The sequence below is a fragment of the Martelella mediterranea genome, assembly GCF_004342225.1.
Classification (GTDB): Bacteria; Pseudomonadota; Alphaproteobacteria; order Rhizobiales; family Rhizobiaceae; genus Martelella; species Martelella mediterranea_B.
Genome location: NZ_SMAR01000041.1, coordinates 1 through 16,629 on the forward strand (window position 1 = coordinate 1; position 16,629 = coordinate 16,629).

A 16,629-nucleotide genomic window follows, 5' to 3' on the forward strand; every position below is an offset into this window, starting at 1 on the left:
CTTTCCTCGCCACGCAGGCCTGACAATACAATGCGGATTTTCTCTTCCGCCGAATAGGTCTGGCGGGTCTTGCGGCGGATATTCTTAACCACCTTGTCGGCGGCGTCTTTCGATGTCTGTGGTTTCTTCGTCATCTCGATCTCCTAATTGATAAGATGAACCAGAAATCCTCCCTTATTCAAATCCTTAAATCTGTCCCACCGGCGCTGACGTCAGACATCGAGCAGGTCGGCGCGCCCATGGACCTCTACAACACGCCCCGAACGACTTTCGTGGCCGGCTTTATCGGCTCACCGAAAATGAACCTGTTCAGGGGCCCCGATCTCGGCATGGCCGATACCGGCTATTACGGCATTCGACCGGAACATCTGGCGATCGTCGCGCCCGGTCAGGGCCGCTGGAACGGAAAAGTGCGGCATATCGAAAGGCTGGGCGCTGAAATCATTGCGCATATCCAGGTTGAAGGCGCCGGTCTTTTCGTCGCGCGAACGGAAGGCGAGCTCGACGCGCTCCCCGGAACGGAGGTGGGGCTTTCGCCGCGGCCAAACAAGGAACACTTCTTCCCTGCTGCATAACGCAAAAGGTTGGCGGGAGATATGCGAGAGGCACAAAACATGATCCTGTGTTGCGGTGAAGCGCTGATTGATTTCCTTCCGGAAACGCATGCTTCCGGACGACCCTGCTTTACGGCGTGTCCGGGCGGAGCCGTGTTCAATACGGCTGTCGCCTTGGGGCGTCTGGGCGCCGAGGTGGAATTGCTATCGGGCTTGTCGGAGGATATTTTCGGAGGACAGTTGCGTGCCGCCCTTCGCCAGAGCCATGTCAGGACGTCTTACGCGCCCGTGCGCGCCCTGCCAACGACATTGGCCTTTATCCAGCTACTCGATGGCAATGCGACCTATGCATTTTTCGACGAGAATACGGCAAGTCGCATGCTGCTGCCAGTCGATCTGCCCGCCAGCCTGCCCGCGGGCGTCACGACGCTTTTTCTGGGCGGGATCAGCCTGGCCACTGAACCCTGCGCCGACACATTGGTGGCATTTGCCGAACGGCATGCCGGGCAGTGCATCGTCATGGTCGATTTGAATATCCGGCCCAATTTCATCAAGAATGAGGCCACATATCGCAAGCGTCTCAAACGGCTGATATCGATTGCCGACATCGTGAAGGTATCCGACGACGACATTGACTGGCTATATCCCGATCTGAACTCCGAGGAAGCGAATTGGAAGACGCTGGAGGCCGAAGGCCCCACGATCGTTCTGATAACGCGCGGCGCCAAAGGGGCCGATGCCATTTCGAACGGGGCCGTTTGCGTCAGCCTGCCGGCACAGGACGTCACCATCGTCGATACGGTCGGCGCGGGCGACACGTTCAACGCCGGCTTTCTGACCGGCCTTTCGAAAATCGGCATGACATCAAAGACAGCTCTAAAGGCCATGACTGCAGACGAGCTTGCCTATGCGATGAATCTTGGTATCCGCGCAGCAGCCGTAACGGTATCGCGGTTGGGCGCCGATCCGCCATGGTGGCACGAGCTTGCTATTCAGGCTGAAGTGACACGGAATCGAAGACATCGGTGACGATCAAGCATTCGTTTAAGACTTAATGCCCGCTGAAAAATAAAAGGGGACAGATATACGGTTGAGACTATTCAAGGTGTGCTGCGTGATTATCCCAACCATGTTTCAAAGCGCCGCCCGCCCATGTCGGCAGGCGGCGCTCTTCGATGACAGGCCCTCGCGACTAGCCGATCACCGATTTGACGGTACTGGCGACGCCTTCGGCAGTGATGCCGAAGAGTTCGAACAGGACCGGCGGGGGAGCGGATTCGCCAAAGGTGTCGATGCCGACGCAGCCGCCCTCAAGGCCGACATATTTGCGCCAGTATTCGGTTCCGGCCGCTTCCACAGAAACGCGCGGGATACCGGCTGGCAGAACCTCGGCCTTATAGGCTGTGTCCTGGCTGTCGAAGACGAAGGTCGACGGCATAGATACGACGCGGACCTGAATGCCTTCCTTGGCGAGCGCTTCCCTTGCATCAAGCGCCTGGCGGGTTTCGGCGCCCGTGGCGATGATGACCGCAGCCGGTGCGCCTTCGGCTTCGGCCAGAACATAGCCGCCCCGGCGGATGGCTCCGGCCTGCGAGGCCGAGCGGGAAAGCGGCGGCAGAACCTGGCGGCTGAGCGACATCAGCGTCGGGGTGCCGGTGTGTTTCAGCGCCGTTTCCCAGGCGATTGCGGCTTCCACGGCATCGGCCGGACGCCAGACATCGAGGTTCGGCATCAGGCGCAGCGAACCGAGATGTTCGATCGGCTGGTGGGTCGGGCCATCTTCACCGACGGCAATCGAGTCATGCGACAGCGCATAGACAACGCCGAGCTTCATCAGGGCCGCCATGCGGATGGCATTGCGCTGATAGTCGGAAAAGACCACATAACCGCCGCCAAAGGGCCGGAAGCCGCCATGCAGGAAGATGCCGTTCATCATCGCGCCGAGGCCGAATTCGCGCACGCCGCAATAGATGTAATTGCCGCCCGTTTCCGCCGTCACCGGCTCGATCTTGTCCCAGATGGAAAGGCAGGAACCGGCAAGATCGGCGGAAAGCCCGACCAGTTCAGGCAGTTCGTCGCCCAGCATCTGCAGCACGTTCTGGCTCGCCTTGCGCATCGGGATCGTGTCCGTCAGCCCTTCGGTAGAAGCGATAAAGGCGCCCATTTCGGCATCGAAATCGGCCGGCAGTTCACCGCTCATGCGGCGCTTGAACTCTAAAGCCTCAGCCGGATAGGCCTTTTCATAGGCCGCAAAGGCCTCGTCCCAGGCGCTTTCGGCTTCCTTGCCTACCTCTTCGGCATTGAAGGTTTCGTAAACATTGGCGGGCACTTCGAAGGGTGGCAGCGCCCAGCCGAGCGCTTCACGCACGCGAGCGATTTCAGCGTCACCAAGCACATTGCCGTGGCAATGGGCATCCCCGGCATAGGTCGGAGAGCCCTTGCCTATCGTGGTCTTGCAGCAGATCAGCGTCGGCTGGTTCGTGTTCTTCTTGGCTTCCGCAATCGCGGCATCGACGGCATCGACATCGTGACCATCCACATTGCGGATCACCTGCCAGCCATAGGCTTCAAAACGCTTCGGCGTGTCATCGGTGAACCAGCCGCTGACATGGCCGTCGATGGAAATGCCATTGTCGTCGTAAAGCGCGATGAGCTTGCCGAGGCCAAGCGTGCCGGCGAGCGAGCAGGCTTCGTGCGAAACGCCTTCCATCAGGCAGCCGTCACCAAGAAAGGCGAAGGTGTTGTGGTCGACAATTCTGTGGCCGGGTTTATTGAATGTGGCTGCCAGAATCTTTTCGGCAACGGCCATGCCGACGGCATTGGCAATGCCCTGGCCGAGTGGGCCGGTCGTGGTTTCGATACCGGGCGTCACGTCATGTTCGGGATGGCCGGGCGTCTTAGAATGCAATTGCCGGAAATTGCGGATATCGTCCATCGACAGGTCGTAGCCCGTCAGGTGAAGCAGGCTGTAGAGCAGCATCGAGCCGTGACCGTTCGACAGCACGAAGCGGTCGCGATCATACCAATCGGGATTTTTCGGGTTGTGCTTCAGGTGGCGGGTCCACAGCGCAACGGCGATTTCGGCCATGCCCATCGGCATGCCGGGATGGCCGGAAACGGCCTTCTGCACGGCATCCATGGACAGAACGCGGATGGTGTTTGCAAGCTCGGTGGACGAGGCGGTGGCGGGAGATTTGTTCAGCATTTTCTTGTCTCGAAAGGCTGGGGAAAGCGTGAGGGGGCGCTTTGGAGCGCGGACTCAAGGCTTCCCGGATCATTACTTGTAAGCGATGAGCGTAACTTCGATCAGCACGCCCGGGCCAAGGTCGCCGGGGCAGATGGTGGCGCGCGCCGGCAGGCTTTCAGCCGGGATCCATTCGGCCCAGACATCGCTCATGCCGGGTTTCAGGCTGAGATCGGAGAGATAGATCGTCGCGAACAGCAGTTTGGACTTGTCGGAGCCCGCAGCCTCAAGATAGGTTTCGAGCTTGGCGATGGTCTGGCGTGTCTGTCCGGCAATATCGAGACTTGTGTCGTCGCATGCGGTGCCACCGACAAAGACCAATCCGTCTTTTTCGACGACACGGTGCAGGACAGGGGTTGGAAGATATCTGTTTGTCACGGTGTTTCCTTTCCTTGTGAGGGGCTTGCCGCAATGCTTGTGGAAGGGCGCGGCAAGCCCCGTTTTCGTCTTCCGGCAAAAGCGCGGTTTGCGCGCCTGCCGCCGGCATGGTGTCTCCTCAGTTCGTCATTTCCGGCGTCTCCTGAGATCTTCGTCGATAAGGGCGGTCAGGCGTTCAAGCGACGCCATGGCACTCACTCCATCGGTGATATCGGGGGCGGTGTTGTCCTCGCCCCGGAATGCTTTGGCCGCATCGGCCATCAGGGCGGCATAGCCCTTGTGGTCCTCATTGGCGGCGGCAGTGAAATTCGGTGTCCAGCTCAACGTATCGACGCCGCCGGACATTGATGCTTCCGGGTCCTCGGCCTTAAAGGGCGGATCACGGAAATAGCGGACATTGATGACGTTCTCGATCTCGATGCGACGGTGGTCGCCCATGATCGTGATGTCTTCGGTCGGCGTGCCGCGTGACTGGACCGTGCCCATGACAATCGTGCCGATCGCGCTGTTTTCGCAGGTGAAATTGAGGTGGAGCAGCAGATGGCCGGGCGCGGTTTCGACCGTGCGTACAGCCATGTCGTCAAAGGCAGAGCCGGCAAACCACGGGATCAGATCCATATAGTGGACGCAGTGATGCAGATAGAAGCTGGAATAGTCCGCAACGCCAGCGAAATAGGCAGGCCCGGACATATAGGAGCCGGTGATGCCGAGCACCTTGCCAAAGCTTTCTTCACGCAGAATGTTACCCGCAATCCGGTTGCCCGTTGAGTAACGCTTCATAAAGCCGACAATCACTGGCTTCTTGGCCTTCTCAGCAACAGCAGCAATTTCAAGCGCACCATCAGTATCGCGTGCCGGTGGCTTTTCGAGGAACACCGGAAGCCCCTTCTCAAGCGCTGCGATGGCCGCAACACGGTGCAGGTCCGGCCCGACGGCCATGCAGATGGCATCAAGCCCCTTGTGCGCGATCAACTCCTGGTAATCGCTGTAGACCGCCTCGGCCCCGTATTGCCAGGCGGCAGAGGCGGCGGCTTCGCGGTTGAGATCGCAGACTGCGGCGATATGCATGTCGTTGCGGCCGAGCTGCGGCATGAGCATATGGGTTGCGTGACGGCCGCAGCCGATCCAGCCGATATTCAGCGTCATGCCCGGCCTCCCGTCTTCGCGATGAGATCACGGACAAAGGCGATGGCCGATTTTAGCTGCTCACTCTCGTCTTCGTGTGGGGCGCGCCACTGGGCAATCGGCAGGCCGATGCGTTCGTCATCATCCCTGCGGAACGGCTCCAGCGTGATCGGGCCCGTGTAACCGACATCGGCAAGCGCCTGCATCGTGCCATGCCAGTCGATATGGCCAGTGCCCGGATAGCCGCGATTGTTTTCATTTGCCTGGAAATAGACGATGCGCTCGCCGGCAAGCCGGATCGCATCGGGAATGGACTTTTCCTCGATATTGGCGTGGAAGGTATCGAAGAGCACGCCAAGGGCGGGGTGGTTGACCGCATCGACCACGGTGACGGCCTGCGAGACCAGCGAAATGACGTCGGTCTCGTAGCGGTTGAGCGGCTCAAGCGCGAGCTTTGTTCCAGCCGCCTGGGCTTCGGGCGCCAGAACGCCAAGGCCGTCGATGACCCGCGCAGCGCGGGCTTTCATCTCCTCTTCAGCGACAGGGGTTGGCGCGCGACCGGCGAAAACCATGGGCGCGCCGTAAAGCGGGCCGCCGACGCTTGTTGCGCCAAGCGCATGGGCGACCTCAAGGCAATAACGAAGATAGCCCATGCCCCCTTCACGAATGCCCCGGTCGGCATCGGATATCGAGCGCTGCAGATTGACGCGGGCGGCCAGCGCCACGCCAAGTCCGGCCTCATCCAGCGCTGCCCTGAGCGCCTTGAGGTCAAGACCATCCTCGCGCTCGGGCACGAGCAGTTCGACAAGGTCGAAGCCGAGCGTTCTGATGTGCTCGAAGAGGTGCATGTGCTCCCGGCCGAAGGGCCGGGCAAACTGCATCGATATGATACCGATCGGGTTAGTCACGTTTTGCTTTCTTTCTCTTTGTTCGTTTCGGTTGATGATCATCAGCCCTTGACCGCGCCCTGGGTCATGCCGCTGATGAGACGTTTCTGGACGATCAGGAACAGCACCGTCGCCGGCAAGGCACCGACAATGCCGCCCGCCGTCAGCAAGCCCCACTGCACCTCGTATTCGCCGATCAGCGTCTGGATGGCGACCGTGATGGTGCGCACATTCTGACCGCCGAGTGTGAGGGCATAGAGGTACTCGTTCCACGAGGTGATGAAGATATAGATGCCGGTGGCAACGATGCCGGGCGTACACAAGGGCAGCACGACGCGACGCAGCGCGCCCATCCGGGTGCAGCCATCGGTCATGGCGGCTTCGTCCAGCGATTTCGGGATGCCGTTGATATAGCTCGTCATCATCCATGTTGAGAACGGAATGGCGACCGTAGAGTTGGCGATGATCAGCGCCAGATGCGTATCCAGAAGGCCAAGCACGCGCATCAGAACGAAGAGCGGCAGGATCAGCAGAACGATCGGGAACATGTTGATGATCAGGAACTGGATCATCAGATATTTCTTGCCGCGGAAGGAAAACCGCGAAAAGGCATAGGCGGCGGTAACGCTGAGCGACAGGCCGACAATCACCGTACCGACGGCAACGATCAGCGATGCGATCATGTTGTTGAGAAAGCCGACCGTCTTGAACAGGCGGATATAATTCTCGAAGGTGGCGCCAATAATGCTCGGACCTTCGGTAAACAGCCTGTTTTCTGAGGTCAGCGAGGTCAGCAGCATCCACAGATACGGTCCCAGCGTGAACAACAGGATCAGCACCATCGGCACTTCAACGAACAGGAAGGTTCGGGTTCTGGACTTCTTTCCGGCGATCATTTGTTGTCACCTCCGACCTTGCGCAGATAAACGATGACAAGACCCAGAAGCATGATCGTGAACAGCACGGCGAGTGCGGAACCATAGCCGAAATCGAGATTGGTGCGGGCCTTGATGAAGGCATAAAGCGGCAGCGTATAAGTGGAATATCCGGGGCCGCCGCCGGTCATGACGTAGATGACGTCAATCGAGTTTGCGACCCAGATGGTTCTCAAGAGAACCGCAGTCACGAGCACGCCGGAGATGCCGGGCAGCGTGATGTGCCAGAACTGGCGGAACTTGCTGGCGCCGTCGATGGAAGCCGCCTCGTAATAGCTCTTCGGGATCGACTGAAGGCCGGCGAGGATCATCACCGCGAAGAAGGGAAATCCCTGCCAGGTCAGCGTCAGGATGATGGCGTAAAGCGCGGTATCAGGATCGGCGAGCCATGGGATCGACTGCTTGATGATGTCTGCCCTGAGCAGAAAATCGTTCAGCACACCGTAATTGCTGTCATAGATCCACACCCACATAAGGCCAATAACGACGCTCGGCAGCGCCCATGGAATGATGATCAGCGCGCGCGCCAGAGGCCGCCAGAAAAACTCCTGGTTCAAGAGCATGGCCGTTGCCAGGCCAAGCAGCATCTGGGCGGGAATGGTGATGCCGATCCAGATTACGGTGTGCTTCAGGGAAATCCAGAAGACTTCATCCTGAAAGGCCGCGAAGAAGTTCTTCAGGCCGACAAAGGTTATCGCATTGGGTTTCCACAGCACATAATCGTGCAGGCTCATCCAGGCCGCCTGGATCATCGGGAAGAAAACAATCGCCAGCGTCACCAGCACAGCAGGTGATAACAGGGCATAGGGCAAGACGCGCTTGGCAAGCGCCACGCGCCCCGCCGGCAGTTCGGGGGCAGTCATGGTCATGGTTCGATTTCACCGGTTGATCCGGCGTCCTTATCGCTCCAACACCTCAGGGGCCGGCAAAAAGGTCAGTCTCGAAGGTGATACGGATGAGAGGAGCCCGACCCGTCATTGCGGGCCGGACGGTTTGCACACGGCTCTTACGGATTGAAGAGCTCCTCAATGTTCTGGTTCATCTTCTCGGCCGTGATTTCGCCGGTGAGCGCGCGCTGCATGTTGACGGGCCAGACCGTATTGACGAAGTCCGAGGTCTCCGGCGTGTTCGGCAGCGTCACCGCGAAGGGCAGCGAGGCAACTGTTGCATCGACGAAGCGCTTGGGATGCAGCGTCCAGTTGGCCGAGTCCGACTTGGTGACAGGCAGCTGGCCGGTCGCCTCGTTGAATTCCTTGTTGTTGCCGGTCGTCGACAGGAAGGAAATCCATTTCCAGGCGGCATCCTTGTTTTCCGCGCTGGAGAAGATCGCTGTCGATTCATCGCCAAACGTCGTCCAGTGGCCCCCACCGCATTCCGGCACGGTGGTCGCGGAGATCTTGTCGCCGAGCGCGGCAACCATGTCATTGGCCGAGCCGATGTGGTGGATGGTCATGGCGGTCTTGCCGGCCTTCAGTGCACCGGTCACCTCCTTGAACCCGTCATTGGGGGCAGACGGCGGGAAGACGTGGTCTTTCTGGAACAGGTCAACCACCCATTGCGTGCCTTCGATTGCGGTGGCGTTGGTCAAGCCGCCCTTTTCGTCAAGGCTGACGCCGTCGCGTGACAGCACCAGCGAACCCCAGTGCTCCTGGCCACCCTTGGCGCCGCGGAATCCGAAGCCGTAAATGTCGGGATTGCCGTCCCCATCGGTGTCCTGAGTGAGCGCCTTTGCCGCCTCACGGAATTCCTCGCAGGTCTTCGGCACCTCCATACCGAGTTCTGCAAGCATATCCGCGCGGTAGTAGAGATAAAGCACCACATACTGAACCGGCAGGTAATACTGATTACCGTCAGGCCCCTTGGTCAGGTTGATCAGGTCGGCCTGCAGATCGTCCTTGCCCTCCCAGCTGGCAAGATAGTCATCAATCGGCACCAGAGCACCCATTTCGACAAGGCGCGGCTGCGCATAAAGCTTCACCATCGCAGCATCCGGCGCGTTTCCGGCGATAATCGAGGTGTAAAGATTGTCGTAATAGCTGTTCCACGGCACGTTCTCGGCTTCGATCTTAATGCCGGGATTTTTCTCTTCGAACTTGGCAATCAGATCGGACATCGGATTGTCCGCATTGTCGAAATGATACCAGAAGCGCACGGTGTCATCGGCATTTGCCGCAGCACCATACGCGATGACCGACGCCGAGAGCGCCGCAATCGTCAGTAGTTTCCTCATTTTCTCCTCCGCTTTGTGCCGCTTTTTGGGCGGCTCAAGTGGTTTTCATTTTGCCCGCAACTTCCAAGAAGGCGCTTGCCGCCTCCTCTGCCGCCGTCCGGGCTTCGGCGAGAACGGGGTTCATCTGCATGAAGCCATGCACAACTCCGGGATAAAGAGTGTATTGGTCGCGTCGACCGAGAGCGCTGAGCCGGCCGGCCAGCCTTGCCGTATCTGACCGCAAGGGATCGATTGCTGCGGCGTTCAGATAAAGCGGCGGCAATTTCAAAAGCGCCGCATCATTGGCCTTGAGCGGCGAGATGAACGGACTTTTGCGAAGGGATTTGTCGGGGGTGTAGAAGTCCCAGTAGCGCATCATTTTCGCGCGCGTGAGACCGGGCCCTTCAGCACAGTCGATATAGGAACGCGACTGAAAATCATCATCATAAACACCATAAAACAGAAGGCCCGTATCCGGCAGCACGTCGCCTTCGGCGATCTGGCGCAGCATCAGGGCAAGCGCCAGATTGGCACCCGCGCTGTCTCCGGCAAGCGCGCGCGGACCAGTGATGCCGGCGAGCGCCCCCTGCCCTTCAAGCACAGCGTTCCAGATGGCCGCGCAATCATCAAGCCCGGCAGGATAGGGATGTTCCGGCGCAAGACGATAATCGAAGGTAAGAACATGGGCATTTGCTGCAATCGCCAGCACGCGCGCGGCATGCTCATGCGTTGCCATGCTGCAGAAGGCCCAGCCGCCGCCATGCACGAAGACAATCAGGCCATCGGCATCGGCCGAAGGCGTCATGAGGCGACAGGCGATGGCACTACCGGCAGAACCCGCGACCTCGAATGCCGTTTCAGAAAAGAGCGCCGGCATTTCGCGGTTCCAGCGCACATTGGCCCGCTCGGCCTGCGCCCTGCCCTCTTCCGGGGTCATCAGCGTTGGGTCACCGGCATCGGCATCCTCGGCGGCAAGCCGCGCCAGAATGGCCACCATTTCCGGCAACAGGCACAGGTCTCCATCTTGCGCCTCGAAAACGCCTTTGTCCGCTTCCCCCCATGTCGCTCCCCCCGTCATCTCCTCATCTCCTTTGGGGAATGTCTTCCGGCAGAATACTCGGACCGAACTCGACGATTGTTGTGATGTGATGAGAGAGTGCTGCGACTGCCTCATTCACATCGCCACTGTTGAGCGTTTCGACGATAGCCTCATGCCGCTCGGCGGTTTCAACCAGGTCTCTTCGCTCCTTCGAATTCAGGATTTTAAAGCGGTGGTTGTGAATAAGGCACCGCCTGAGGATTGGCTGGACCGATGGCAGGTTCGCCGCCTCATAAAGTTTCAGATGGAAATCGCGGTCAAGCTGGGAAAGCAGATAAGCATCGCCACCGCGCGCTGCACGCACCATCGACATGATGATTTCCAGTAGGTTATTGCGCAAAAGCGAGCCATAGCGCTGCATGATGCGCGGCACGCCGCGGCATTCGATCTCACGGCGAACCATGATCATTTCACGCGCATCGTCGGCCCTGGAATCGGCGACGAATGTGCCGCGATGGGGCAACCGCTCAACCAGACCGTCGTGATCAAGGGCTATAAGCGCCTCACGGGCGGTACTCTGACTGCAGCCAAAGCGCTCGGCAATATCCATTTCCAATACGGCCGAGAGCGGCGGAATGTCGCCGAGCATGATATCGCGCTGCAGGTCTTCATAAACTGTGCGACTGCGCCGCCCGGCGCGCCGGGCGTTCGTTGTGGAGGCATTACCCCCAGGGGCACCCTGCGATTTTCCGAAATTTTCAATCGCCATCATTCATTCCGCTGCTTGCATATCGATAACGTTATCGATAATATAGCGATACCAACGGAGCTTGGCAAGACGATTTTTTCGTCAGGTTCGCCACCAGCCACCGCAAGCCTGATGACCGGTGACGACCGAACAACAGTATGAATTTAATTGGAATTCCGGGTAAACAGCATAAGGCCCGGTCATCCGGGAGGCACTGATGGCAAGCATAGAGCTTGAGAAACTGATCAAGAATTACGGCGCGTTTCGTGCAATTAAAGGTATCGACCTATCTATTGAGGACGGATCTTTTGTGACGTTTGTCGGCCCGTCCGGCTGTGGTAAATCGACCCTTCTTCGTATGGTCGCCGGACTGGAGGAGATCTCCGGTGGCAAGCTGAAGATCGACGGCAGGGTCGTCAATGACCTCGAGCCACGCGAACGCGACATTGCCATGGTGTTCCAGGATTATGCGCTCTATCCGCACATGTCGATTGCCGAAAATATCGGTTTCGGATTGAAGATGCGCGGCGTCGCCAAGGCCGAGATCTCAAGACAGGTACAGGAAGCAGCGGATATTTTGCAAATTACCCCGCTTCTGGAGCGCAAGCCGGGCCAGCTTTCCGGCGGCCAGCGCCAGCGCGTGGCCATGGGGCGCGCCATTGTACGCCGCCCGCAGGTCTACCTGTTCGATGAACCGCTTTCCAACCTCGATGCCAAGCTGCGCGTCGACATGCGCACCCAGATCAAGCGCCTCCACACCCTGCTGAAGACCACAACCATTTACGTCACCCACGATCAGGTGGAGGCAATGACGCTTGCCGACCACATCGTCATTCTGAAAGATGGTGTTATCATGCAGCAGGGCAAACCGGTCAGTGTTTATGAGCGCCCGATCAGCCGTTTTGTCGGGGAGTTTATCGGCTCACCGAAGATGAACATCATCGAAAGCCACCTTGTAACGGATGCCGGCAGGCCCGAGCTTCGCTTCGGCGAATTCATACTTCCGGTGACCGGCGCCACAGCGCTGAACGGCGCCAAAATTGACATCGGCATTCGTCCGGAGCATCTGATACCCTGCACGCAGGAAGACGCCTTGTTTTCCGCCCGGACCGATGTTCTCGAGCCGCTCGGATCGGACACCCACGCGATCTGCCTGCTCGGTGATACGGAAATCACCGCGCGCCTTGCGCCCGATCCGTCCTATCAGCCGGGCCAGATCCTGCATTTCACCGCGGATGCCGACAAGATCCACTTCTTCGACACCAAAAGCGGTGACCGCCTCGACATATCGGCCATGCCGCTCGTGGCCGCAGTGTGAAGTGGACGACAAGAGGCGACTTCCCGCCTGCAAGCGGGAAGTCAGACATCACCTCGCCATATCAAGAAATCATACTGGCTCAGTGCGGTTTTCTGACCCGTCCGACGGCTGAATCAGACGAACCGGCTTTGCTTTGGCGCGTTTGAAGGCACCTCAGCGCGCAGCGTCCTTCACGAGCAATACTGAAAGGTGGAAGCCCTGGCTGTGCATATCGACAAAGCCGTTGGTAAAGTCGAAGAAATAGAACATGTCGGGCATCGCTTCCGAGGATGTCCAGAACTGCGCGCCTTCGCCGTAGTCGGTCGCCGCGATATTGGGAAAGGCAACCCCGTCGATCTTCGGGCCGTCGCAGGTGTCGAGGGTCAGGGTTTCCAGTTCCTGCCCGGTCGGAACGCGCCAGCCGTCGCCTTGCGTCTTCGCGTAATCAATGGCCTCGTTCAACCCGAGATTGCGTGCTTCGCCCGAACAGGTCTGGGCTCCGGCATCCCATTGCATGCCGACCGCGCATCTTTTCCAGGTCAATCCGTGTTCGCGGCTCGTCGCCTCACCCCCCTGCAACAAAAAGCCGGTGCCATCCGGCGTGATGCAGGCTGCGTGTGCCCCGACGGGAAGAAGGAGGGACAAAAAGAGGGTCGGCAGGACACTGGATCGCATGCGGTTTTCCTTGGGCTGACTTTGATTGAGACGACAGATGATCGGAGCCGATCCCGTATATGCGGTTTGTGGCGGAACTCAGCGCACACTTTTCAGGCTTTCAGAAATTTCGCGTTTTGTGCTGCAAATTGTGCAAACCGTTTTGAGGCTCGCATGTCAGCGCAGCAGCGGAAGGCGGCCGCAGATCCGGTCCACCGCCTTGCGTGACCCGGCCAAGAGCAGTGCCTGCGGGATCTGCGCGTCGAGAGGTTCAGCGGCGATCCGGGCCGTATAGTCGTCATAATCGCGCGCCTCGAAGGCCGCACGCATATAGGCCAGCCTTATCGGCAGATCGGCCGCCTTGTCGAACAAAGCCGGCAGGTCTGCGGCGGGCGCACCGAGAACCGGCAATGCAACGGTGGTGATCCCGGCAAGGGCGATGGCATCCTGCGTCGGGGTATCCGCACCGACGAGGTCCGGGCGCAGCTTTCCAAGGCTCATGGCCATAACGGCCGAAAAATTAGCCTTGAGGCCGGTTGGCAAAGCTTCATCCAGAATAATCACGGGTTTTATCGACATGGCGGTATCCTTTCGCGCCACCCCATCGCATGCCGTCCGGGCCCGGTCTTGGATAAAATTGACTTTTCAGTGCCGGATGAGCGCGCCGGGCGTGACGCCATAATGGCGGCGGAAATGGCGGATCAGATGGGCCTGATCGTAAAACCCTGCAGCGATCGCAGCCTCGGCCGCGGGTGCGCCATCAAGCAGCAGACGGCGGGCATGGTTCAGCCGGGCGCGCAACACATGACCGCGCGGCGTCAGACCGGTAGCGCGAACGGTGCTGCGAATAAGATAAGACGGGTTCAGGCCAACGGCTGCCGCCATGTCGGTGAGGCTCAGCGCCTCGCCAGCGACAAGGCCATCCTCGATAAAACCAAGCATTGTGCGGATCGCGGCGGGTTCGTTGCCCGGTTGGCGCAGCACGGCGCGTCCGTAAAGAGCAAAGGCCGTTGCCAGAACTGCATGAACTGCCTCTTCCACGGCGAGGCGATGATCGGCCATCTGTGCGCTGTTGAGGCATTCGGCGAGCCGGACCAGAGCCTGCGACAGCTTGTAATCGCGATCACGCGGCGCGATCTCGGCAAAGCCGCGCAAGGTGCGAACGCCCAGAACGGCGCGCACCGCCGCCTCGGACGCGTATAGCATGTTATAGCGTACCCGCTCGGCGGCGGCGTGGCCGGTATGGGCCTCCTCCGGATTCATCAGCGAGAGCGAACCGGCAGGCAGCACCATGCTTTCCCCGCGGCAAAGATATCCGCCCGCACCTTCGGCAATTGCGCCAATCGCAAAGCCTTCATGTGCATGCCGGCTAAACGTCTGGGTGCTGAAGGCCGCTTCGAAAAAATCAATGCCATAAAGCCATTCAAGATGATGATAACGATTGCGTTGCATGAGGCTTGGTATAGCGCCGGTGGGACTGACAGGGAAAGATGTCTGTTGCGTAGAAGGATGCATTCCGCTGAAGGCCGGCTTTCAGCAAATCGCTTGTCCGGGCCGCGTTGCGGTCGGGCCTATCGCTTGGCAGTCTTTCATAGATTCTTTTGCAGGAAACTGGTGATTTCGGCCGTCATTTCCCGATGCACCGATCCCGGTCAACACCGGGTTCGTCGCTGCAGATCAGAGCAGCCTCCGCCGCGATCGTTTCAGGGCATGGGTCTACGAAAATGAAATGCCGCACCGGCACGACATCGTCCTGCGGTCGGAAAGGCAGGTTTTCGACCAGTGCTAGCGCGTTCGCACCGGACGCCATATAGGCGTCATCCTCCGGCCGGATGAGCAGCACAGGCATTTTGACCGCGGCGAGACCTGTGGCATCGAACATCGTCGGCAATCCAAGTGGTTCAGTCAATGCGCAAACCTGAAATATCTGCTTTCCAGCGTCCACCGGAGAAGTAGTGCAGCAGCAGAGTCCCGATGATCTGCGCCAGCGTTTCCGGTGCCCGCTCTTTTCCGACAATACGCGTGACCGCGTCCAGAAAATATGCCATCGTTTCCTGCATCGCCGGATCCTCCGCAATCTCGTCTGGTTTTTTGCTGCGCAGGTAGTCAAAAACAAGCGCCATCTCCGGGCCAAAGTCCGGCTTCATGGAATCCATCAGTTCCTGAAGCTGAGCCGCTTCTCCCTCTGCGTTATTGCCGCTCGGCTCCGGAAACTGGCGGATCACCTGTTTGGTGCAGGCCAGAAACAACGCCTCTTTGTTCGGAAAGTAGTGATAGAGGGCGCTCTTTGACATGCCCAGATATTGCGCGACACCGCGCATGCCCACGCCGGAGTAGCCGTGCTCTGAAAAGTAGGAGGCCGCGCGCTGTGCGATTTCATCCTTGTGGGCGTCGTGGTTGACGATCTTCGGCATTTTTATAGTCCATATGGTCGAAAAAACATTGACACGAAATCTGGCGCCTGTCTATTGGCTTAAAAAGTCCAAGTGGTCTAAAAAAGCCTGATCTCTTTCTCAGCCCAAGAGCTGCCCCATCGGCGTCGCCGCTCTGCTCATGTCTCTGGTCACGCCAAGGCTTATGGTCTTCAAACCCTATTAAGGAGCTTTCCCATGGCAACATCCAGTGGCGTCGACCGCAATCACGGCCAGAGTCTCGGACCGAAGCTTGCATTTTCCGCGATTCATGCCGGTTTGGTGATCATTTGCATCTGGTTGGCCTTTGGCCGCTTTGACTGGGCAGATCCCCTCAGGGCCAAAGTGCTGGCAGGGTGTGCCCTTCTCTATTTTCTGCGGCACGTTCTGACGTTGTTTGTCCTGCTCAAACGCCGCGTGGAAATGTCCGAGGTTTTAGGGCTGAGCGTCTTTATGGCTGTGTTTGAAATCGGCTTTCTCCTGCTTGGGGCAGGCGCTCTTTCTGGCACCGCAACGCCGTTTCGCTGGCTGGACTGGATCGGTATTGCCATGGTCATCATCGGTTCGTTCCTGAACAGTGGATCCGAACTCCAGCGCTGGCACTGGAAAAAGAAACCCACGTCCAAAGGCAAATGCTACACAGAAGGTCTGTTCGCGTATTCCATGCACATCAACTATTTCGGCGACAGCGTGCTGTTTTGCGGATGGGCAATCCTTTCCGCATCCTTCTTCGCATGGCCGGTTCCGCTCTTTATCATCGCAAGTTTTGTCTGGTTTCACATTCCTGCGCTGGATGCGTATCTGGCAAAGCGCTATGGCAAAGACTTCGAAACATACGCCGCAAAAACCGCGAAATTTGTCCCGTTCCTCTATTGAATGCCGCGGCAACAGTCAGGCAGACTGACCAAAGCATTCGCCGCATCAAAGCAGCCGTTTGACAATGCCGCGGCGAAATCGCACTTCGAGGCATAACTGCTATTCTTCTGCAAAGTGACCAGCCTCTGCCTTTTTTGCGAAGCCCTTGCCGATACGGGCTATATTTTCTGGGTATGTTTGATCATCACATCTACAACAGGAGGGCACAAGCTGAACATGCGTATCATCCGCCAACTTCAGCATGGTCCCCGTTTGGCCCTGTAAATTCGTTT

The 16,629-nt window shown here is 58.7% G+C and carries 18 protein-coding genes; 4 read left to right on the plus strand and 14 right to left on the minus strand.

The features are described 5' to 3' along the window. Positions 1–155 precede the first annotated feature (155 nt). Both EDC90_RS17865 and EDC90_RS17870 read left to right on the plus strand, forming a co-directional pair. Positions 156–575 (plus strand): TOBE domain-containing protein, encoded by a 420-nt coding sequence (locus EDC90_RS17865; protein ID WP_132313909.1) that lies wholly within the window; start codon positions 156–158, stop codon positions 573–575. 21 nt (positions 576–596) lie between these two features. Next, a complete protein-coding gene (locus EDC90_RS17870) occupies positions 597–1,583 on the plus strand; it encodes a carbohydrate kinase family protein (RefSeq protein ID WP_245511123.1) in 987 nt (328 codons plus the stop codon). Positions 1,584–1,746: 163 nt separating this feature from the next. On the opposite strand, the gene tkt is transcribed toward EDC90_RS17870, so the two are convergent. From tkt to EDC90_RS17915, 9 genes are all read right to left on the minus strand, one after another. After that, the gene (tkt, locus tag EDC90_RS17875; protein ID WP_132313910.1) at positions 1,747–3,759 is read right to left on the minus strand and encodes a transketolase; all 2,013 of its coding nucleotides are present in this window, start codon (positions 3,757–3,759) and stop codon (positions 1,747–1,749) included. A gap of 72 nt (positions 3,760–3,831) precedes the next feature. Next, positions 3,832–4,176 carry a RidA family protein gene (locus EDC90_RS17880; protein WP_132313911.1) on the minus strand — a complete coding sequence of 115 codons (345 nt, stop codon included), beginning with the start codon at positions 4,174–4,176 and terminating at the stop codon, positions 3,832–3,834. 126 nt (positions 4,177–4,302) lie between these two features. Next, positions 4,303–5,322 (minus strand): Gfo/Idh/MocA family protein, encoded by a 1,020-nt coding sequence (locus tag EDC90_RS17885; protein ID WP_132313912.1) that lies wholly within the window; start codon positions 5,320–5,322, stop codon positions 4,303–4,305. After that, positions 5,319–6,209: a sugar phosphate isomerase/epimerase family protein gene (locus EDC90_RS17890; protein WP_132313913.1), complete on the minus strand. Its 891-nt coding sequence runs from the start codon at positions 6,207–6,209 to the stop codon at positions 5,319–5,321. Before EDC90_RS17890 ends, EDC90_RS17885 begins: the two co-directional genes overlap by 4 nt. A 41-nt stretch (positions 6,210–6,250) precedes the next feature. Further along, positions 6,251–7,084 (minus strand): carbohydrate ABC transporter permease, encoded by an 834-nt coding sequence (locus EDC90_RS17895; RefSeq protein ID WP_132313914.1) that lies wholly within the window; start codon positions 7,082–7,084, stop codon positions 6,251–6,253. After that, the gene (locus tag EDC90_RS17900) at positions 7,081–7,992 is read right to left on the minus strand and encodes a carbohydrate ABC transporter permease (RefSeq protein ID WP_132313915.1); all 912 of its coding nucleotides are present in this window, start codon (positions 7,990–7,992) and stop codon (positions 7,081–7,083) included. The genes EDC90_RS17895 and EDC90_RS17900 overlap by 4 nt, the downstream gene beginning before the upstream one ends. A 137-nt stretch (positions 7,993–8,129) precedes the next feature. After that, positions 8,130–9,353 carry an ABC transporter substrate-binding protein gene (locus EDC90_RS17905; protein ID WP_132313916.1) on the minus strand — a complete coding sequence of 408 codons (1,224 nt, stop codon included), beginning with the start codon at positions 9,351–9,353 and terminating at the stop codon, positions 8,130–8,132. 34 nt (positions 9,354–9,387) lie between these two features. Further along, positions 9,388–10,410 carry an alpha/beta hydrolase gene (locus EDC90_RS17910; protein ID WP_132313917.1) on the minus strand — a complete coding sequence of 341 codons (1,023 nt, stop codon included), beginning with the start codon at positions 10,408–10,410 and terminating at the stop codon, positions 9,388–9,390. A 4-nt stretch (positions 10,411–10,414) separates the two neighbouring features. Then, a complete protein-coding gene (locus EDC90_RS17915; RefSeq protein WP_207903955.1) occupies positions 10,415–11,143 on the minus strand; it encodes a GntR family transcriptional regulator in 729 nt (242 codons plus the stop codon). 193 nt (positions 11,144–11,336) lie between these two features. Here EDC90_RS17915 and EDC90_RS17920 point away from each other — a divergent pair, with 193 nt between their 5' ends. Then, the gene (locus EDC90_RS17920; protein WP_132313919.1) at positions 11,337–12,437 is read left to right on the plus strand and encodes an ABC transporter ATP-binding protein; all 1,101 of its coding nucleotides are present in this window, start codon (positions 11,337–11,339) and stop codon (positions 12,435–12,437) included. Between the two features lie 153 nt (positions 12,438–12,590). Here EDC90_RS17920 and EDC90_RS17925 read toward each other — a convergent pair whose 3' ends face one another. The 5 genes from EDC90_RS17925 to EDC90_RS17945 all read right to left on the minus strand — a co-directional run bounded on the left by EDC90_RS17925 (position 12,591) and on the right by EDC90_RS17945 (position 15,484). Further along, positions 12,591–13,091, minus strand: a complete 501-nt coding sequence (locus EDC90_RS17925; RefSeq protein ID WP_132313920.1) for a DUF1566 domain-containing protein — start codon at positions 13,089–13,091, stop codon at positions 12,591–12,593. A gap of 156 nt (positions 13,092–13,247) precedes the next feature. Further along, a complete protein-coding gene (locus EDC90_RS17930; RefSeq protein ID WP_132313921.1) occupies positions 13,248–13,649 on the minus strand; it encodes a DUF2000 domain-containing protein in 402 nt (133 codons plus the stop codon). Positions 13,650–13,715: 66 nt separating this feature from the next. After that, a complete protein-coding gene (locus tag EDC90_RS17935; protein WP_132313922.1) occupies positions 13,716–14,522 on the minus strand; it encodes an AraC family transcriptional regulator in 807 nt (268 codons plus the stop codon). 175 nt (positions 14,523–14,697) lie between these two features. Beyond that, complete coding sequence (locus EDC90_RS17940; protein ID WP_132313923.1) at positions 14,698–14,979, minus strand: hypothetical protein; 282 nt, start codon at positions 14,977–14,979, stop codon at positions 14,698–14,700. Further along, positions 14,972–15,484 (minus strand): TetR/AcrR family transcriptional regulator, encoded by a 513-nt coding sequence (locus EDC90_RS17945; protein WP_132313924.1) that lies wholly within the window; start codon positions 15,482–15,484, stop codon positions 14,972–14,974. Before EDC90_RS17945 ends, EDC90_RS17940 begins: the two co-directional genes overlap by 8 nt. A 195-nt stretch (positions 15,485–15,679) precedes the next feature. Between EDC90_RS17945 and EDC90_RS17950 the strand changes: the two genes are divergently transcribed. Further along, complete coding sequence (locus tag EDC90_RS17950) at positions 15,680–16,357, plus strand: DUF1295 domain-containing protein (protein ID WP_132313925.1); 678 nt, start codon at positions 15,680–15,682, stop codon at positions 16,355–16,357. Positions 16,358–16,629 lie beyond the last annotated feature (272 nt).